Genomic DNA, 18,036 nt, shown 5'->3' with positions numbered 1-18,036 from the left:
AACTCCAGGCTAACGGATGTGGCGACCTATTTGTCTATGCTGTTCAGACGCACCGCCACTCAGAGACAGCGGAGGAGTTTCTGACCACTTGGACCAGTTGATTCAGGTCACTCGTTGTAGATAAAACAAAATATTGCCACTAAAAAGGCTTGTTTTCTATTTCTATGCGAATAATCTTGTAATTCCAACAACAAATTCAACGACAGGCGTTTGCACATGACTCTTCGAATCGCAATCAATGGTTTTGGCCGTATTGGCCGTAACGTCCTGCGCGCACTCTATACCCAAGGCTATCGTCAGGATCTGCAGATCGTCGCCATCAACGATCTGGGGGACAGCGCGATCAATGCCCACCTGCTGAAATACGACACCGTCCACGGTACTTTCGACGCCGAGGTCCAGCACGATCAGGAAAGCCTGACCGTCAACGGCGACCGCATCGCCGTCAGCGCCATCCGCAACCCGGCCGAGCTGCCCTGGGCCGCGGAAAAGATCGACGTAGTCTTCGAATGCACCGGCCTGTTCACCGACCGCGCCAAGGCCGCCGCCCATCTTACTGCCGGCGCCCGCAAGGTGATCATCTCGGCCCCGGCCAAGGGTGCCGACGCCACCGTGGTCTACGGCGTCAACCACGACATCCTGCGCCAGTCGCACCAGATCATTTCCAACGCCTCGTGCACCACCAACTGCCTGGCCCCGGTGGCCCAGGTGCTGCACCGCGAACTGGGCATCGACAACGGCCTGATGACCACCATCCACGCCTACACCAACGACCAGAACCTCACCGACGTCTACCACAGCGACCCGTACCGTGCCCGTTCGGCCACCCAGAACATGATCCCGAGCAAGACCGGCGCCGCCGAAGCCGTGGGCCTGGTGCTACCGGAACTGGCGGGCAAGCTGACCGGCATGGCGGTGCGCGTGCCGGTGATCAACGTCTCCCTGGTGGACCTGACCGTGACCCTCAAGCGCGACACCAGCGCCGAAGAGGTCAACGCCCTGCTCAAGAACGCCAGCCAGCATTCGAAGATCCTCGGCTACAACACCCTGCCGCTGGTCTCCAGCGACTTCAACCACAACCCGCTGTCGTCGATCTTCGACGCCAACCACACCAAGGTCAGCGGCGGTCGCTTGCTCAAGGTGCTGGCCTGGTACGACAACGAGTGGGGCTTCTCCAACCGCATGCTGGATAACTGCCTGGCCCTGTGCAACGCGGAATAAAACGGATATTCGTCGATGATCGGTATCGGTTTTACGCAAAAGACCATGGCGGCGCGCAAGCGCATCGCCCTGGTCGCCCACGACCATTGCAAGGTCTTTCTGCTGGACTGGGCCGAGCGGCAGAAGTCACGCCTGGCCGAACATGAGCTGCTGGCCACCGGCACCACCGGGCTGCTGCTGAGCAAACGCCTGGGGTTGCCGGTGCACAGCATGATCAGCGGCCCGCTGGGCGGCGATCAGCAACTGGGCGCGCTGATCGCCGAACAACGGGTCGACCTGCTGGTGTTCTTCTGGGACCCCTTCGAGCCCCAGCCTCACGATCCGGACATCAAGGCCCTGCTGCGCGTGGCGGCGGTGTGGAACATCGCGGTGGCCTGCAACGAATGCAGCGCCGACTACCTGCTCAGCAGCCCGCTGATGAACCAGGCTCACGAGCACCGGATTCCCGACTACCAGGCGTACCTCGCCGGCCGCGGATAATTCACGCAAGGCTTGACCATTGACGCAGATGACAATCATTATCATCCGCTGAAAAAATGGATCAGGCCTTGCCGTGAGTCAATCGCACTTCAACCACGTCTTCCTCACTCAACGCATTTCCCTGCTGCGAACCCTGGAGCGGATGGTCAACAACCACAGCACCGCCGAAGACCTGCTGCAGGAAACCTATCTGCGGGTGACCCGGGCCCTCAGCGAGCGGCCGATCACTCACCTGGAACCCTTCGTGTTCCAGACCGCGCGCAACCTCGCCCTCGACCACCTGCGGGCCCGGCGCATCCAGGGGCGCACCCTGCTCGAAGACGTGCCTGTAGAAGTGCTGGAGAACGTCGCCGCCCCCGTCAGCAGCGCCGAAGACGCCGCCCACGCCGAACAACTGCTCGAACGCCTGAACCTCAGCCTCGGCCAGCTCAGCCCGCGCCAGCAGCAGATCTTCATCCTCAGCCGCTTGCATGGCCACAGCTATCAGGAGATCGCCGACGAACTCGGGGTTTCGCTGAGCACGGTACAAAAGGAATTGAAATTGATCATGGCCATCTGCGTCGGCGTCGCCGAACGTCTCGACGGCCAGTGAGTCTCAACCGCCAAGCACAATGACTGCGTCAGCCCCAGGCCTTTGCTAACCTTGGCCGGCTTTCGCTCTCTCTTGAAAAAACAGCTGCGCACAGACACAGCCGAGGAACACCCGTGACGGATTCTCACAGCGCCGAGCCGCCCAACACCACCGGCCCGCACTCAAGCACCCTTGCCATGGATCAGGCGCTGGATTGGCTGATCGAGCTGGAACATCCGAACGAGGAACAGCTGCGCCAGTTTCATCAATGGCTGGCGGCTTCACCGCTCAACGCCCAGGCCTTCGAAAAAGCCCGGGCGATCTGGAACGGACCGCAAGTGGCGCAATGCGCGCAGACCCTGGCAACACCGCCGAAAGTCTCGCGCCTGGCCCGCCTGCGCCCACACTGGAAGCCCCTGGCCACCGCCGCGGTGCTGGTACTCGGGCTGTTCAGCTTCAGCAACCTGCCACTGCGCCTGCAGGCCGACCACCTGACGCTGGTGGGCGAACGCCAGCGCCTGCAACTGGAAGACGGCTCCAAGGTGCTGCTCAACACCAACTCGGCCTTCTCCAGCCAGATCAACGATCACCGGCGCGTGGCGCGGCTGTACCAGGGCGAAGCCTTCTTCGAGATTCCCGGCACCCCGGGCCTGCCGCTGGAGCTGGACGCCGGCCCGGTCAAGGCCAGCGTGGCCGACACCGCCTTCGCCGTGCGCTACCTGGACGGCATTGCCCAGGTCCAGGTGCAGCGCGGTGACATCGACCTGCGCGCCACCCACGCCGATCAGCGCATTCGCCTGCGCGCCGGCGAGAGCGTTCGCGTCGGCCCCGAAGGCTTCGACCCACCGGCCAGGCTCGATGCCGGCAAGGACCTGGCCTGGATCGACGGCCGCCTGGTGTTCGAGAACTGCCCCCTGAGCCAGGTGCTGGCGGAACTGCGGCGCTACTACCCGGGCTGGATCGTCAACAACAACGAGCAGTTGGCGAACCTCGCGGTCACCGGCAACTACCGCCTGGACCAGCCTCTGGACGTGCTGCGCTCCCTGGCCCACATCACCTCGGCACGCCTCTCGGAATACCCGGCACTGGTCATTCTCAACTGAGAATAATTATTTTTACGCGATCACCCCGGGCGGTACGTCTCGTTATAGCCAATGCAACTGATTCGCATTTTTGAATGCGTATCTGCACCTATAAAAGATTCGTGCGACCCGGAGCGCTCTCGATGTCCCCTCGCCTCAACAGCCGATCCCCTGTTCCCTGTGCCCGCCTGCAACACTGCACCCTGTCGCTGCTGACCGCGGCGATCCTGCTGGCCGGCGCCCAAGCCACGCCAGCAATGGCCGCCGATGCCCCGGCCTCCTCCAGCCAGCGCATGGGCAACTACAACTTCGCCATTGCCCAGCAACCGCTGGTATCGGCGCTCAACGCCTTTACCGCGGTCACCGGCTGGCAAGTCGGGCTGCCGGCCGAGCTGGGCAGCGGGGTGTCATCACCGGGCGTGCGCGGCTCGCTGCCCCCGGAAAAGGCCCTGGAGCGCCTGCTCGGCGGCACCCAACTGAATTACCGCAAGCTGGGCAATAACAATATCGTTCTGGAACGGCGCAGCGCCGCCAATGCGGTGAACCTGCAGCAAGTGACCGTCAGCGCCACCCGCCAGGAGCAGGACATCAACTCGGTGCCAAGCACCGTGAGCGTGCAGACCCGGGAAGAGCTGGACCGCCAGAACGTCAACACCATCAAGGAGCTGGTGCGCTACGAGCCTGGGGTTTCCGTCGGCGGTGCGGGCCAGCGCGCGGGCATCAGCGGCTACAACATTCGCGGCATCGACAGCGACCGGATCCTCACCCAAGTCGATGGCGTCGAAGTGCCGGATCACTTCTTCAGCGGTCCCTACGCCAAGACCAACCGCAACTATGTCGACCCGGAAATCGTCAAGCGCGTGGAAATCCTCCGCGGCCCGGCCTCGGTGCTCTACGGCAGCAGCGCCATCGGTGGCGCCGTCAGCTACTACACCCTGGACGCCGACGACATCATCAAGCCCGGCCAGGACGCTGGCGCGCGCCTGAAGACCGGCTACAGCTCGGCTGACGAAAGCTGGCTGAAATCCGCCACCGTCGCCGGGCGGGCCAGCGACTTCGACGCCCTGCTGCACCTCAGCCGGCGCGACGGCCACGAAACCGAGTCCTATGGCAGCAACAACGGCACCGGCCTCAACCGCACCGCAGCCAACCCGGAAGACGCCCGCACCACCAACGTCCTGGCCAAGCTCGGCTGGAACTATGCGCCGGATGCTCGCCTGGGCCTGACCTATGAAAAGTACAAGGACGACCGCGACACCAACCAGAAAAGCGCGGTAGGCGGCCTGTTTCTCAACGGCGTCGGTCAGAACTGGTATCGCTCCCGTGTCGGCAACGACACCATCACCCGTGAACGCTTCGGCCTGGAAAACAGCTTCGCCCTGCAGTCGCCCATGGCCGACCAGATCAAATGGAGCCTGAACTACCAGATCGCCAAGACCGACCAGAGCACTTCCGAGCGCTACAACCCGGTCTCGGCGTTCTCCCCCAACGCCCGCGACGTGCTGCGGGAACGGCAAACCCTGTACCAGGAACAGCAATGGGTCTTCGACGCCCAACTGGACAAGGCCTTCACCCTCGGTGAAACCGAGCATCAACTGACCTACGGCACCACCCTCAAGCAACAGAAAATCACCGGCTCGCGCTATGGCACCGCCACCTGCCTGAAGGTCGGTGCCGGTTGCACCGCCATCGGTGCGCCAAGCCCGAGCGCCAGCGACAGCGTGAAAAAATCCAGCGATTTCCCGGACCCCACCGTCAGCACCTACAGCCTGTTCGCCCAGGACCAGATCAGCTGGAACGCCTGGACCTTCACCCCGGGCCTGCGCTACGACTACACCCAGCTCAAGCCGAAACTGACCCAGGAATTCCTCAATGTCGCCAACCCTACCGGCACCTATCCGGTCAGCGACGAGAAGAAGACCTGGCACCGGGTTTCGCCCAAGTTCGGCCTGACCTACGCCTTCGACGAGCACTACACGGCCTATGGCCAATACTCCGAGGGCTTCCGCACGCCGTCGGCCAAGGCGCTCTACGGGCGCTTTGAAAACCTCGCCACCGGCTACGTCGTCGAGCCCAACTCCAACCTCAAGCCGGAAACCAGCAAAGGTTATGAAACTGGCCTGCGGGGCAATTTCGACGCAGGCTCCTTCGATGTCTCGGTGTTCTACAACCAGTACCGCGACTTCATCAACGAGGACGCCATCACTGCCGGCGCGCTGCAATCGGTGTTCCAGAGCAGCAACATCAAGCACGCCACCATCAAGGGCGCCGAAGCGAGGGGCCGTCTCAACCTCGATGCCTTCGGTGCACCACAGGGCCTGTACAGCCTCGGCTCGGTGGCCTACGCCTACGGCCGCAACAATGACAACGGCGAGCCGATCAACAGCGTCAACCCGCTCAAGGGCGTGTTTGGCCTGGGCTACGATCAGGACAACTATGGCGCGCTGCTGAGCTGGACCCTGGTCAAGCGCAAGGACCGAGTCGACGACAGCAGCTTCAAGGCCCCGGATGGCCGTGCTACCAGCGGCCAGTTCAAGACCCCGGGCTACGGCATCCTCGACCTCAGCGGCTTCTACAAGGTCACCGACGACCTGACCCTGAACGCCGGCCTGTACAACCTGACCGATAAAAAATACTGGAACTGGGACGACGTGCGCGGCTACGACAGTGTCGGCGAGGCCGGGCAAACCGCCCCCGCCAACCTCGACCGCCTGACCCAGCCGGGCCGCAACTTCTCGGTCAACCTGGTCTGGGATATCTGACGCCAAAGCGCCTCACTGCCCTTTTTCGCCTGGGCAGTGAGGATTTTTTACGCTGTCGCGTCTTCTTGTTCGTCTAGTTACTAAGTGCCTCTCATTCTCAAGGACATCTGCATGAGCCCCCAGGATTCCTCCCAGCGTCATCACTTGCGTTCCCAGCGTCTGAACCAGATCACCCATGACCCCCATGCCAAGCTCGACGCCCTGGTCAAGGCCCACGCACCGTTCGAGACTCAGGGTGCCTTCGCCCGCTTCGTGGTGGCCCAGTACCTGTTTCAGTCGGAACTGGTAGACCTGTACAACGATGCCGAACTGAACAGCATCGTCCCCGACCTGGCCCAGCGCTGCCGCGCCGAAGCGGCCAAGGCCGACCTGGCGGACCTGGACACCGAAGTCCCGGCACCGGTAGCCGGTGCAGTACGCAATCCAAGCCAGGCCGAAGCCCTGGGCTGGATCTTCGTTTCCGAGGGTTCCAAGCTCGGCGCCGCGTTCCTGATCAAGCGCGCCGTGGGCCTGGGCCTGAGCGAAGCCTTTGGCGCCCGGCACCTGGGCGAGCCGGCCGGTGGCCGCGCCGAAGGCTGGAAGACCTTCACCCGCATCCTCGACGGCCTGGAGTTCACAGCCGAAGAAGAAGCCGCAGCGGAGAAAGGCGCGCTGGATGCCTTCAACCGCTTCACCGTGCTGCTGGAACAGGCTTACTCCAGCGCCGCACAACCAGCCTGACCCCGTCGTTGCGGGCCCGCGGCAAGCGTCCAGGCCGCAGGCCCGCAACGGTATTTTGTCGGCCCGCGTGCTCTCTGGATTGAGCCGCAAGGCGCGTTACCTCATCATCGAAGCCATGACCCCCACTCGCCCCTCCTCGTCGAAGATTTCCCGCCTGCTGTTCGGTGCGCTGGCCTATGTCAGCCTGGCCATCGGCCTGATCGCCATCGTCGTGCCCGGCCTGCCGACCACCGAGTTCATCCTCCTGGCCGCCTGGGCCGCCACCAAGAGCTCGCCCCGCCTCAGTGCCTGGATGGAGAACCACCGCCTGTTCGGCCCGATCCTCTGCAACTGGCGCAACGGCCGGATCATCAGTCGCCGGGCCAAGGTCAGCGCCACCCTGAGCATGTTGCTGTGCGCCGGGCTGATGCTGAGCCTGCTCAATCATCACTGGACGATGTACGCCGCCATCGCCGGCATGGCCCTGGGCAACCTGTGGATCTGGTCGCGCCCCGAAGCCCTGCCGCAAACCTCCTGAATGACGCGCTCTGGCGGCTATGCCCTCGCCCCCTAGGCCATATATGTCAAGGACATGACCGTTCGTCGGCACCCTCTCACGCAAAGGCCGCCCAAGCCGATGTTCCGGGCATAGCGCTGAATGGACTTGGCGAGCGGAGTCATCCGATTCCGCGCTTTCCATCCGTCCTTTCGCGAGATTGCCCCCATGTTCGACTCTCTCTCCATACGCCTGAAAATCGTGCTGCTGTCCGGGCTGTGCCTGTTGGGCGTGGTGGCGCTGATCGTCGGCATGAACCTGTACCAGAGCCAGCAGAACAACCAGCTGGTCAACACCTCCAGCACGCGGATGCTCACGGCCGGGGTCGAGGACCTGTTGCAGGCCAAGGCCGCCGAACAGGCCGCGCGCATCCAGAAGACCTTCGGTGAAAGCCAGCTGGTGATCACCGCCCTGGCGGACCAGGTCCAGGATCTGCGGGCAATGGCCGCAAAGCGTGGCCTGGATGCCGCGGCCCTGCGCGAAGAACTCAACCACAGCCTGAAAACCGCCTTCGAGCGCAACCCCAAGGTGCTGGGGATTTGGCTGGCCTACGAGCGCAATGCGCTGGATGGCCAGGACAGTGCGTTCGCCAATGACGCCAACCGCGCGTCCAACGAACAAGGGCGTTTCGCCAGCTACTGGAGCCGTCCCGCCGGCAAGTCCCTGAATACGGTGATGGTCGAGGAGGACATGAACAAGACCACCCTCAACCTCAGCGGCACGCCTTACAACATCTGGTACACCTGCCCCCGTGACACTCGCCGCACCTGCCTGCTCGATCCCTATGCCGACACCATCGGCGAGGACAAGAAACAAGTGCTGATGACCACCATCTCCCTGCCGCTGCAGACCGACGGCAAGGTCATCGGGGTGATTGGCGTCGACATCGCCCTGGACTCCCTGCAAGCGGCCGCCGTCGAGGCGCAACGAAGCCTGTTCGGCGGTGCCGGGCACATGCTGATCACGGGCGGCAGCGGACTGCTGGCAGCGGTCGGCGCCGATGCCGCCCAGGTCGGCAAGAACATCAATGAAACCGCCGGTGCCCAGGGCCAGGACATCCTGGCGACACTTGCCGGTGGCCAACCCAAGGTGTTGCAGCAGGGCGACCTGATCCGCGCGGTCTATCCCTTCAGTCCGATTGCCGATGCCAAGGCCTGGGGCGTGGCCATCGACTTGCCCCGGCAGGTCCTGCTGGCGGACTCGGTGAAACTGCAGACCCTGCTGGATCAGGCCCAGACCAGCGGCACCCTGAAAACCCTGCTGGTGGCCATCGGCGCCGGCCTGCTGGGGCTGCTGCTGATCTGGCTCAGTGCCTCCGGCGTGACCCGGCCGATCAACAGCGTGGCGCAGATGCTCAAGGCCATCGCCAGTGGCGACGGCGACCTGACCCAACGCCTGAACTACAGCAAGAAGGATGAACTGGGTGAACTGGTGAGCTGGTTCAACCGCTTCCTCGACAAGCTGCAGCCCACCATCGCCCAGATCAAGCAGAGCATCATCGAGGCCCGCGGCACCGCCGACCAGTCTTCGGAGATCGCCCGCCAGACCAGCGAAGGCATGCAGGTGCAGTTCCGCGAGATCGACCAGGTGGCCACCGCGTCCAATGAAATGAGCGCCACGGCCCACGACGTCGCCAACAGTGCTTCCAATGCTGCCCAGGCCGCCCGTGGCGCCGACCAGTCGGCCAAGGACGGCATGACCATCATCGAGCGCAGTACCCGGGATATCAGCCTGCTGGCCGAGGAAGTGAGCAAGGCGGTGGGTGAAGTCGAGGCCCTGGCGGTGAGCAGCGAACAGATCGGCTCGGTGCTGGAAGTGATCCGCAGCATCGCCGAACAGACCAACCTGCTGGCCCTCAACGCCGCCATCGAGGCGGCCCGCGCCGGCGAAAGCGGCCGCGGCTTCGCGGTGGTGGCCGATGAAGTGCGTAACCTGGCCAAACGTACCCAGGACTCGGTGGAAGAGATCCGCGTGGTCATCGAGCGCATCCAGAGCGGCACCCGCGATGTGGTCAACACCATGCACGCCAGCCAGAGCCAGGCGCAGAACAACGCCGGACAGATTCATCAGGCGGTCCAGGCGCTGGGCAAGATCAGCGACGCGGTCACCGTGATCAGCGACATGAACCTGCAGATCGCCAGCGCCGCCGAGCAGCAGAGCGCGGTGGCCGAAGAGGTCAATCGCAACGTCTCGGCGATCCGTAGCGTCACCGAAACCCTCACCGAGCAAGCCAGCGAGTCGGCTCAGGTCAGCAGCCAGCTCAACGCCCTGGCCACCCAACAGATGAAACTGATGGATCAGTTCCGGGTGTAAACGCGGTTCTCGCCCCGCCACGACCGATGACCGGAGGTGATCGACAGTGGCGGCGGTTTCAGGGTGCAATGCCCTCCTCTGAACCGGGGAGTGCGTCATGACCGAACTACTGGCAACCCTCCAGGCCGCGCTGGGCCTGGCGCCTGCAAGCGTCCGACAAACCGGCCAGGGCTCCCTGCCCTCGGCCTTCGCCGTGACCGACCTGGCCTGCGGCAGCATCGCCACCGCCGGGCAAGCCCTCGCCGAACTCCTCTACAGCCAGACTGGACGCCAGCCACAGGTCAGCGTCGACCGGCGCCTGGCCTCATTCTGGTTCGCCACTTCGATCCGCCCGCAAGGCTGGAGCCTGCCATCCCCCTGGGACCCGATTGCCGGGGATTACCCCAGCCGCGATGGCTGGATTCGTCTGCACACCAATGCGCCCCACCACCGCGCCGCCGCCGAACGGGTGCTGGGCGCGGTGAACGGGCGCGACGCCATGGCCGCCCGAGTGGCCAGCTGGGATGCCCTGGAGCTGGAGCAGGCCATCGTCGATCAGGGCGGTTGCGCCGCGCAGATGCGCAGTTGGGCGCAGTGGCAGCTGCACCCGCAGGGGCAGGCGGTCAACGCCGAGCCCCTGGTGCACTGGCTGCCCCACAGCGGTTCGCGACCGAACACCTGGAGCGGTTCCAGCACCCGGCCCCTGGCCGGACTGAAAGTGCTGGACCTGACCCGGGTCCTGGCCGGCCCCGTGGCCAGCCGCCTGCTGGCGGGGCTGGGCGCCGAGGTACTGCGCATCGACCCGCCGGGCTGGAACGAACCGGCCCTGGAGCCGGAGGTGACGCTGGGCAAGCGCTGCGCGCGCCTGGACCTGCACGACCTGCAACAGCGCGCGGTATTCGAGGGGCTGCTGGCCGAAGCCGACCTGCTGCTGCACGGCTATCGCGCCGATGCCCTGGAGCGCCTGGGTTACGACGCCGAGGCACGCCAGCGAATCGCCCCGGGGCTGATCGAGGTCAGCCTCAACGCCTATGGCTGGAGCGGCCCCTGGCGCGACCGCCGGGGCTTCGACAGCCTGGTGCAAATGAGCGCCGGCATCGCCGCAGCCGGCATGGACTGGAAAGCCGCGGACAAACCGCTGCCGCTGCCGGTCCAGGCCCTGGATCACGCCACCGGCTACTTGATGGCGGCCAGTGCCCTGCGGGCCCTGAACCTGTCCCTGAACGGCGGCCAGGGCACCTCTGCGCGCCTGTCCCTGGCCCGCACCGCCAAGCTGCTGGTTGAGCATTGCCGGTCAACGGGAGATGAAATGCCACTGCGGGCCGAAGACGATGACGATCTGGGGCTGGTTCAGGAACAGACCCCTTGGGGACCGGCCCGGCGCCTGCGGGTGCCATTGCATGTCACTGGAACCCCCGTGCAGTGGGATTGCCCTGCCAGCCCCCTGGGCGCTCATCGCCCCCAATGGTGGTGAGCAGCTTCGCCGGCGAGCCGGCTCCTACAGGATTACCAGCCCCGCAGGCGCGGGCTTGGCAGCGAACCACCCGCACCAACAACCTCCCGCCGAAGCCGCCCACCAATGCCGCGCCAGCCCGAGGTGTCCTGGCCGCCAGCAAGCGCGAGGGCACAAGCTCGATCACAGCGCCAGCAGACCGCTGTACAGACCATAAGCCGCCAGCGAGGCGCCGATGATCACCGCACCGAAGATCAGTTTTTCCAGGTGGGTGAACAGCGGCTCGCCCTGCTCGCGCTTGGCCTTGGCAAACAGGATCACCCCGGGCGCGTAGAGCAGCGCCGAGAGCAGCAGGTACTTCAAGCCGCCGGCGTACAACAGCCAGATGGCGTAGCTCAGGGCCACGACCGCGATGCACAGGTCCTTCAGCCGCTCCCGAGACGCCTGCTCGTAGGTTTCTCCTCGGCCGCTGAGCAGCACCGCATAGGCCGCCGACCACAGGTAGGGCACCAGGATCATCGATGAGGCGAGGTAGATCAGGTTGGTGTAGGTGCCGGCGGAGAACAGGGTGATCAGCAGGAAGATCTGGATCATCACGTTGGTCAGCCACAGGGCATTGACCGGCACATGGTTGGCGTTTTCCTTCTTCAGGAAGGCCGGCATGGTCCGGTCCCGGGCGGTGGCGTAGAGAATTTCCGCGCACAGCAGGGCCCAGGACAGCAAGGCGCCCAGCAACGAAACCGCCAGGCCGATGCTGATCAGCAAGGCGCCCCAGGGGCCGACGATATGTTCCAGCACCGCCGCCAGGGAAGGGTTCTGCAGCTTGGCCAGTTCCGGCTGGCTCATGATCCCCAGGGACAGCACGTTCACCAGCACCAGCAGCGCCAGCACGCCGAGAAAGCCGATCACCGTGGCCCGACCGACATCCGCGCGCTTTTGCGCCCGGGCCGAATAGACGCTGGCGCCCTCGATGCCGATGAACACGAACACCGTGACCAGCATCATGTTGCGCACCTGATCCATCACCCCGCCGAAATTCGGGTTGCTGCGCCCCCAGATATCCCGGGTAAAGATCTCCGCCTTGAACGCCACGGCAGCGATAACGATGAACATCACCAGGGGCACTATCTTCGCCACCGTGGTCAGCTGGTTGATGAACGTGGCCTCCTTGATCCCCCGCAGCACCAGAAAATGCACGGCCCACAGCAGCAAGGAGGCACAGCCGATGGCGACCGGGGTATTGCCCTGGCCGAACACCGGAAAGAAGTAGCCCAGGGTGCTGAACAGCAGGACGAAGTAGCCGACGTTGCCCAGCCAGGCACTGATCCAGTAGCCCCAGGCCGAGGAAAAACCCATGTAGTCACCGAATCCGGCCTTGGCGTAGGCATAGACCCCGGAGTCCAGCTCCGGCTTGCGGTTGGCCAGGGTCTGGAAGACGAACGCCAGGGTCAGCATGCCCACCGCCGTGATCCCCCAGCCAATCAGCACGGCCCCGGCATCGGCCCGGGCCGCCATGTTCTGCGGCAGCGAGAAAATCCCGCCACCAATCATCGAGCCCACGACCAGAGCGATCAGTGCACCGAGTTGAAGCTTCTGCGCCGGTTGTGACATTCCTACCTCTGCTTCAGTGAGCCGATCGGGCAATAAAACGATAGGCCATTAATTAACTTCCAGAAATGTGCATCTAACAGTAACAGTCAATTAAACAGCCTTTATGGACGGCCCCCTGAATGGCCTCCAGAAGGCACTGAATAACCGACTATTTTGTTAAATATATGTACTAAGTGCCATCACGAATTGGTCATTAGTTAACCAACCTAGAAGATTTGCAGATTCGCCAAAAGGGTCTAGTTTCAAACGACAGCAACAATCGGAGCAACCAGTTGAAAGTAGTTTAAAGCCTCTGGAATGGCCCTCTCAGGGCAGCATTCTACCTCCCGCAATAAATCTTAAGTCATTCATTCACAACGGAATGCGGCAATGAACTGATCTAAGTCAGCTGTTCGGATTGCAAGCAGATCTACTCTGACGTCTCTCTTCTCCTGCATTGGAGTCATGCAATGTCTGAATCTCCCGGAAAACTAAGACTGGGCGCCTTAGTCGCCCTGGTAGTGGGTTCCATGATTGGCGGAGGGATCTTTTCCTTACCGCAAAACATGGCAGCCAGCGCCGATGTTGGTGCAGTTCTTATTGGTTGGGCGATTACCGCTGTCGGCATGTTGACCTTGGCATTCGTCTTTCAAACTCTGGCCAATCGCAAACCTGATCTGGACGGCGGTGTCTATGCCTACGCCAAGGCCGGTTTCGGCGACTACATGGGCTTTTCATCGGCCTGGGGCTACTGGATCAGTGCCTGGCTGGGTAACGTCGGCTATTTCGTCCTGCTGTTCAGCACCCTGGGCTACTTCTTCCCGATCTTCGGCGAGGGCAACACCCCAGCCGCGGTGATCGGTGCCTCGGTGCTGCTCTGGGCCGTGCACTTTCTGGTGCTGCGCGGAATCAAGGAAGCGGCCTTCATCAACCTGGTGACCACGGTCGCCAAGGTCGTACCGCTGCTGCTGTTCGTGCTGATCGCCCTATTCGCTTTCAAGCTGGACATCTTCACCGCCGACATCTGGGGCCGGAACAACCCGGACCTGGGCAGCGTGATGAATCAGGTGCGCAACATGATGCTGGTCACCGTGTGGGTGTTCATCGGCATCGAGGGCGCGAGCATCTTCTCGTCCCGGGCGGAAAAACGCTCGGACGTGGGCAAGGCCACCGTCATCGGCTTCATCACCGTGCTGCTGTTCCTGGTGCTGGTGAACGTGCTGTCCCTGGGGATCATGACCCAGCCGGAACTGGCCAAGCTGCAGAACCCGTCCATGGCTGCCGTGCTGGAGCACGTGGTGGGCCACTGGGGCGCGGTGCTGATCAGCGTCGGCCTGATCATCTCGCTGCTGGGGGCGCTGCTGTCCTGGGTGCTGCTGTGCGCGGAGATCATGTTCGCCGCGGCCAAGGACCACACCATGCCGGAGTTCCTGCGCCGCGAGAACGCCAACCACGTACCGGCCAATGCCCTGTGGCTGACCAACGTCATGGTGCAGGTCTTCCTGATCATCACCCTGTTCTCCAAGGGCACCTACCTGTCGCTGATCTACCTCGCCACCTCGATGATCCTGGTGCCTTACCTGTGGTCGGCGGCCTATGCGGTGTTGCTGGCGGTACGTGGCGAAACCTACGAACAGGCCCTGGCCGAACGCAAGAAGGACCTGGTCATCGGTGGCATCGCCCTGCTCTACGCGATCTGGCTGCTGTATGCCGGCGGGGTCAAGTACCTGCTGCTCTCGGCCCTGCTCTACGCCCCCGGCGTGGTGCTGTTCGCCAAGGCCAAGCTGGAACTGCAAAAACCGATTTTCACCAACGTCGAGAAGCTGATTTTTGCCGCGGTGGTCATAGGCGCCCTGGTGGCGGCCTACGGACTCTACGCCGGCTTCCTGACCCTGTAGCACTGCCTTTGAAGCCACACCCCGATTGTTTTGTCTCTGGAGGATCACAGTAATGACCACGGAAAAAGTTAAGTACGGCGTCCATTCCGAAGCCGGCAAACTGCGCAAAGTCATGGTTTGCTCCCCAGGCCTGGCCCATCAGCGGCTGACCCCGAACAACTGCGATGAACTGCTGTTCGATGATGTGTTGTGGGTGGCCCAGGCCAAACGCGACCACTTCGACTTCGTCACCAAGATGCGCGAGCGGGACATCGACGTGCTGGAAATGCACAACCTGCTGACCGACATCGTCGCCATGCCCGAAGCCCTGGACTGGATTCTGGAGCGCAAGATCACCGCCAACCAGGTCGGCCTGGGCCTGGTCAATGAAGTCGGTTCGTGGCTGCGCAGCCTGGAGCCGCGCAAGGTCGCCGAATTCCTGATCGGCGGCGTATCCGCCGATGACCTGCCCACCAGCTTCGGTGGCAAGACCATCGAGATGTTCCGCGACTTCCTCGGCCACTCCAGCTTCATCCTGCCGCCGCTGCCCAACACCCAGTTCACCCGCGACACCACCTGCTGGATCTACGGCGGCGTGACCCTGAACCCGATGTACTGGCCGGCGCGACGCCAGGAAACCCTGCTGACCACCGCCATCTACAAGTTCCACCCCGAGTTCACCCACGCCGACTTCCAGATCTGGTACGGCGACCCGGACCAGGAACACGGCAACGCCACCCTGGAAGGCGGCGACGTGATGCCCATCGGCAATGGCGTGGTCCTGATCGGCATGGGCGAGCGCTCCTCGCGCCAGGCCATCGGCCAACTGGCGCTGAACCTGTTCAAGCACAAGGCCGTGGAACGGGTGATCGTCGCCGGCTTGCCGAAATCCCGCGCGGCGATGCACCTGGATACCGTGTTCAGCTTCTGCGACCGCGACCTGGTCACGGTCTTCCCGGAAGTGGTGAGCCAGATCGTCGCCTTCAGCCTGCGCCCTGACGACAGCAAGCCGGGCGGCATCGACGTGCGCCGCGAGGAAAGCAGCTTCCTCGACACCGTGGCCAAGGCCCTCAACCTCAAGGCCCTGCGCGTGGTGGAAACCGGTGGCAACAGCTTCGCCGCCGAGCGCGAGCAATGGGACGACGGCAACAACGTGGTGGCCGTGGAACCGGGCGTGGTCATCGGCTACGACCGCAACACCTACACCAACACCCTGCTGCGCAAGGCCGGGGTCGAGGTCATCACCATCAGCGCCGGCGAACTGGGCCGGGGCCGCGGCGGCGGCCACTGCATGACCTGCCCGATCATCCGCGACCCGATCGACTACTAAGCGCCCTTATCCGACATAGCAGCTTGCCGTTGCCCCTACAAAGGGCCTCGGCAAGTGGACGACCGAAATCAAAGGAGATCCATCATGGCTTTCAATATCCACAACCGTAATCTGCTGAGCCTGGAACACCACACTCCGCGTGAGCTGCGCTACCTGCTGGACCTGTCCCGCGACCTGAAACGCGCCAAGTACACCGGCACCGAGCAGCAGCACCTCAAGGGCAACAACATCGCCCTGATCTTCGAAAAAACCTCGACCCGTACCCGTTGCGCCTTCGAAGTGGCGGCCTATGACCAAGGTGCCAACGTCACCTACATCGACCCCAACTCGTCGCAGATCGGCCACAAGGAAAGCATGAAGGACACCGCCCGGGTGCTGGGGCGCATGTACGACGCCATCGAGTACCGCGGCTTCAAGCAGGAGGTCGTCGAAGAGCTGGCGAAGTTCGCCGGGGTTCCGGTATTCAACGGCCTGACCGATGAATACCACCCGACCCAGATGATCGCCGACGTGCTGACCATGCGTGAGCACGCCGACAAGCCGATCCACGAGATCAGCTACGCCTACCTGGGCGACGCGCGCAACAACATGGGCAACTCGCTGCTGCTGGTGGGCGCCAAGCTTGGCATGGACGTGCGCATCTGCGCGCCCAAGGCGCTGTGGCCCCATGACGACCTGGTGCAACGCTGCAAGCAATACGCCGAGGAAAGCGGGGCCCGCATTACCCTCACCGAAGACCCGAAAGCCGCGGTCAAGGGCGTGGACTTCATCCACACCGACGTCTGGGTCTCCATGGGCGAGCCGGTGGAAGCCTGGGCCGAGCGCATCGAGCAACTGCTGCCGTACCAGGTCAACGCCCAGTTGATGAAAGCCACCGGCAATCCACGGACCAAGTTCATGCACTGCCTGCCGGCGTTCCACAACAGCGATACCAAGGTCGGCAAGCAGATCGCCGAGCAGTATCCGCACCTGGCCAACGGCATTGAAGTGACCGACGACGTGTTCGAGTCGCCAGCCTGCATCGCCTTCGAGCAAGCGGAAAACCGCATGCACACCATCAAGGCGATCCTGGTTTCGACCCTGGCCGATCTCTAACCCGCCTCCCCCTGCCGGGGCAGGCTTGCCTGCGAACCGCTGTTCGCCGGCAAGCCGGCTCCTTCAGAGCCTCTAGAAGGACTGCATTATGCGTATCGTCGTTGCACTGGGCGGTAACGCCCTGCTCCGCCGTGGTGAACCCATGACCGCGGACAACCAACGCGCCAACATCCGCATCGCCACCGAACAGATCGCCAAGATCCATCCCGGCAACCAGTTGGTGATTGCTCACGGCAATGGCCCGCAGGTGGGCCTGCTGTCGCTGCAGGCGGCAGCCTATACCCAGGTTTCGCCCTACCCGCTGGACGTGCTCGGGGCCGAGACTGAAGGCATGATCGGCTACATCATCGAACAGGAACTGGGCAACCTGCTGGACTTCGAGGTGCCCTTCGCCACCTTGCTGACCCAGGTGGAAGTGGACGCCAAGGACCCGGCCTTCAAGAACCCGACCAAGCCCATCGGCCCGGTCTACAGCAAGGAAGAAGCCGAGAAACTGGCCAAGGAGAAAGGCTGGGCCATCGCTCCGGATGGCGACAAGTACCGCCGGGTGGTGGCCAGCCCGAAACCCAAGCGCATCTTCGAGATCCGCCCGATCAAGTGGCTGCTGGAAAAGAGCAGCATCGTGATCTGCGCCGGCGGTGGCGGCATCCCTACCATGTACGGCGAGGACGGCAAGCTCAAGGGCATCGAGGCGGTGATCGACAAGGACCTGTGTTCGGCGCTGCTGGCCGAACAACTGGAAGCCGACCTGCTGGTGATCGCTACCGACGTCAACGCAGCCTTCATCGACTTCGGCAAGCCGACCCAGAAGGCCATCGCCCAGGCCCACCCGGATGAAATGGACAAGCTGGGCTTTGCCGCCGGCTCCATGGGGCCCAAGGTCCAGGCCGCCTGCGAATTTGCCCGGCACACTGGCAAAGTCGCGGTGATCGGTTCACTCTCGGACATCGAAGCGATCGTCCAGGGCAAGGCCGGCACCCGCATCAGCACAGCCAAAACCGGCATCAGCTACCTGTAAGACGCTTGCT

At 63.4% G+C, this 18,036-nt stretch carries 14 protein-coding genes and 1 pseudogene; 14 read left to right on the top strand and 1 reads right to left on the bottom strand.

Annotated features, from left to right (window positions below):
- The first annotated feature begins 216 nt into the window (after window positions 1–216).
- The 10 genes and pseudogenes from gap to DNK59_RS02560 all read left to right on the top strand — a co-directional run bounded on the left by gap (window position 217) and on the right by DNK59_RS02560 (window position 11,137).
- Window positions 217–1,221 (top strand): type I glyceraldehyde-3-phosphate dehydrogenase, encoded by a 1,005-nt coding sequence (gene gap, locus DNK59_RS02600; protein WP_092311354.1) that lies wholly within the window; start codon window positions 217–219, stop codon window positions 1,219–1,221.
- Window positions 1,222–1,236: 15 nt separating this feature from the next.
- Complete coding sequence (locus DNK59_RS02595; protein WP_092311351.1) at window positions 1,237–1,701, top strand: methylglyoxal synthase; 465 nt, start codon at window positions 1,237–1,239, stop codon at window positions 1,699–1,701.
- Window positions 1,702–1,774: 73 nt separating this feature from the next.
- A complete protein-coding gene (locus tag DNK59_RS02590; protein WP_110722178.1) occupies window positions 1,775–2,293 on the top strand; it encodes an RNA polymerase sigma factor in 519 nt (172 codons plus the stop codon).
- Window positions 2,294–2,406: 113 nt separating this feature from the next.
- Window positions 2,407–3,375 carry a FecR domain-containing protein gene (locus DNK59_RS02585; protein WP_110722177.1) on the top strand — a complete coding sequence of 323 codons (969 nt, stop codon included), beginning with the start codon at window positions 2,407–2,409 and terminating at the stop codon, window positions 3,373–3,375.
- Between the two features lie 122 nt (window positions 3,376–3,497).
- Complete coding sequence (locus tag DNK59_RS02580) at window positions 3,498–6,116, top strand: TonB-dependent receptor (RefSeq protein ID WP_110722176.1); 2,619 nt, start codon at window positions 3,498–3,500, stop codon at window positions 6,114–6,116.
- Window positions 6,117–6,227: 111 nt separating this feature from the next.
- Entirely contained in the window at window positions 6,228–6,836 is a 609-nt protein-coding gene (locus DNK59_RS02575; protein ID WP_110722175.1) for a biliverdin-producing heme oxygenase, read from the top strand.
- Between the two features lie 115 nt (window positions 6,837–6,951).
- Window positions 6,952–7,353 carry a YbaN family protein gene (locus DNK59_RS02570; RefSeq protein ID WP_092317076.1) on the top strand — a complete coding sequence of 134 codons (402 nt, stop codon included), beginning with the start codon at window positions 6,952–6,954 and terminating at the stop codon, window positions 7,351–7,353.
- A gap of 120 nt (window positions 7,354–7,473) precedes the next feature.
- A pseudogene (locus tag DNK59_RS32345) lies at window positions 7,474–8,778 on the top strand (chemotaxis protein); the annotation flags it as partial.
- A 150-nt stretch (window positions 8,779–8,928) separates the two neighbouring features.
- The gene (locus tag DNK59_RS32340; RefSeq protein WP_371920246.1) at window positions 8,929–9,684 is read left to right on the top strand and encodes a methyl-accepting chemotaxis protein; all 756 of its coding nucleotides are present in this window, start codon (window positions 8,929–8,931) and stop codon (window positions 9,682–9,684) included.
- A gap of 97 nt (window positions 9,685–9,781) precedes the next feature.
- Complete coding sequence (locus tag DNK59_RS02560) at window positions 9,782–11,137, top strand: CoA transferase (protein WP_110722173.1); 1,356 nt, start codon at window positions 9,782–9,784, stop codon at window positions 11,135–11,137.
- A 162-nt stretch (window positions 11,138–11,299) separates the two neighbouring features.
- Here the strand turns inward: DNK59_RS02560 and arcD (DNK59_RS02555) are convergent, their stop codons facing one another.
- The gene (gene arcD / locus DNK59_RS02555) at window positions 11,300–12,727 is read right to left on the bottom strand and encodes an arginine-ornithine antiporter (RefSeq protein ID WP_110722172.1); all 1,428 of its coding nucleotides are present in this window, start codon (window positions 12,725–12,727) and stop codon (window positions 11,300–11,302) included.
- 449 nt (window positions 12,728–13,176) lie between these two features.
- On the opposite strand from arcD (DNK59_RS02555), the gene arcD (DNK59_RS02550) reads away from it, so the two are divergent.
- From arcD (DNK59_RS02550) to arcC, 4 genes are all read left to right on the top strand, one after another.
- The gene (gene arcD / locus DNK59_RS02550) at window positions 13,177–14,604 is read left to right on the top strand and encodes an arginine-ornithine antiporter (RefSeq protein ID WP_092311327.1); all 1,428 of its coding nucleotides are present in this window, start codon (window positions 13,177–13,179) and stop codon (window positions 14,602–14,604) included.
- 52 nt (window positions 14,605–14,656) lie between these two features.
- Entirely contained in the window at window positions 14,657–15,913 is a 1,257-nt protein-coding gene (arcA, locus tag DNK59_RS02545) for an arginine deiminase (protein WP_092311324.1), read from the top strand.
- An 84-nt stretch (window positions 15,914–15,997) separates the two neighbouring features.
- Complete coding sequence (locus DNK59_RS02540; RefSeq protein ID WP_092311321.1) at window positions 15,998–17,008, top strand: ornithine carbamoyltransferase; 1,011 nt, start codon at window positions 15,998–16,000, stop codon at window positions 17,006–17,008.
- A gap of 88 nt (window positions 17,009–17,096) precedes the next feature.
- Window positions 17,097–18,026, top strand: coding sequence for a carbamate kinase (gene arcC, locus DNK59_RS02535; RefSeq protein WP_092311318.1), 930 nt, complete (start codon window positions 17,097–17,099; stop codon window positions 18,024–18,026).
- Window positions 18,027–18,036 lie beyond the last annotated feature (10 nt).

Origin of the sequence: Pseudomonas sp. TKO26 (assembly GCF_003225665.1) — a bacterium.
GTDB lineage: Bacteria > Pseudomonadota > Gammaproteobacteria > Pseudomonadales > Pseudomonadaceae > Aquipseudomonas > Aquipseudomonas saponiphila.
This window is presented reverse-complemented; position numbering and strand designations above follow the sequence as displayed.

What these genes read in the sequence shown, in the direction of transcription:
- DNK59_RS32340 (WP_371920246.1), top strand. Translation starts at nt 8,929, where the DNA reads ATGCAGGTGCAGTTCCGCGAGATCGACCAGGTGGCCACCGCGTCCAAT.
- DNK59_RS02580 (WP_110722176.1), top strand. Translation starts at nt 3,498, where the DNA reads ATGTCCCCTCGCCTCAACAGCCGATCCCCTGTTCCCTGTGCCCGCCTG.
- arcD (WP_092311327.1), top strand. Translation starts at nt 13,177, where the DNA reads ATGTCTGAATCTCCCGGAAAACTAAGACTGGGCGCCTTAGTCGCCCTG.
- DNK59_RS02575 (WP_110722175.1), top strand. Translation starts at nt 6,228, where the DNA reads ATGAGCCCCCAGGATTCCTCCCAGCGTCATCACTTGCGTTCCCAGCGT.
- DNK59_RS02570 (WP_092317076.1), top strand. Translation starts at nt 6,952, where the DNA reads ATGACCCCCACTCGCCCCTCCTCGTCGAAGATTTCCCGCCTGCTGTTC.
- DNK59_RS02560 (WP_110722173.1), top strand. Translation starts at nt 9,782, where the DNA reads ATGACCGAACTACTGGCAACCCTCCAGGCCGCGCTGGGCCTGGCGCCT.
- arcD (WP_110722172.1), bottom strand. Translation starts at nt 12,727, where the DNA reads ATGTCACAACCGGCGCAGAAGCTTCAACTCGGTGCACTGATCGCTCTG.
- DNK59_RS02595 (WP_092311351.1), top strand. Translation starts at nt 1,237, where the DNA reads ATGATCGGTATCGGTTTTACGCAAAAGACCATGGCGGCGCGCAAGCGC.
- DNK59_RS02540 (WP_092311321.1), top strand. Translation starts at nt 15,998, where the DNA reads ATGGCTTTCAATATCCACAACCGTAATCTGCTGAGCCTGGAACACCAC.
- arcA (WP_092311324.1), top strand. Translation starts at nt 14,657, where the DNA reads ATGACCACGGAAAAAGTTAAGTACGGCGTCCATTCCGAAGCCGGCAAA.
- arcC (WP_092311318.1), top strand. Translation starts at nt 17,097, where the DNA reads ATGCGTATCGTCGTTGCACTGGGCGGTAACGCCCTGCTCCGCCGTGGT.
- gap (WP_092311354.1), top strand. Translation starts at nt 217, where the DNA reads ATGACTCTTCGAATCGCAATCAATGGTTTTGGCCGTATTGGCCGTAAC.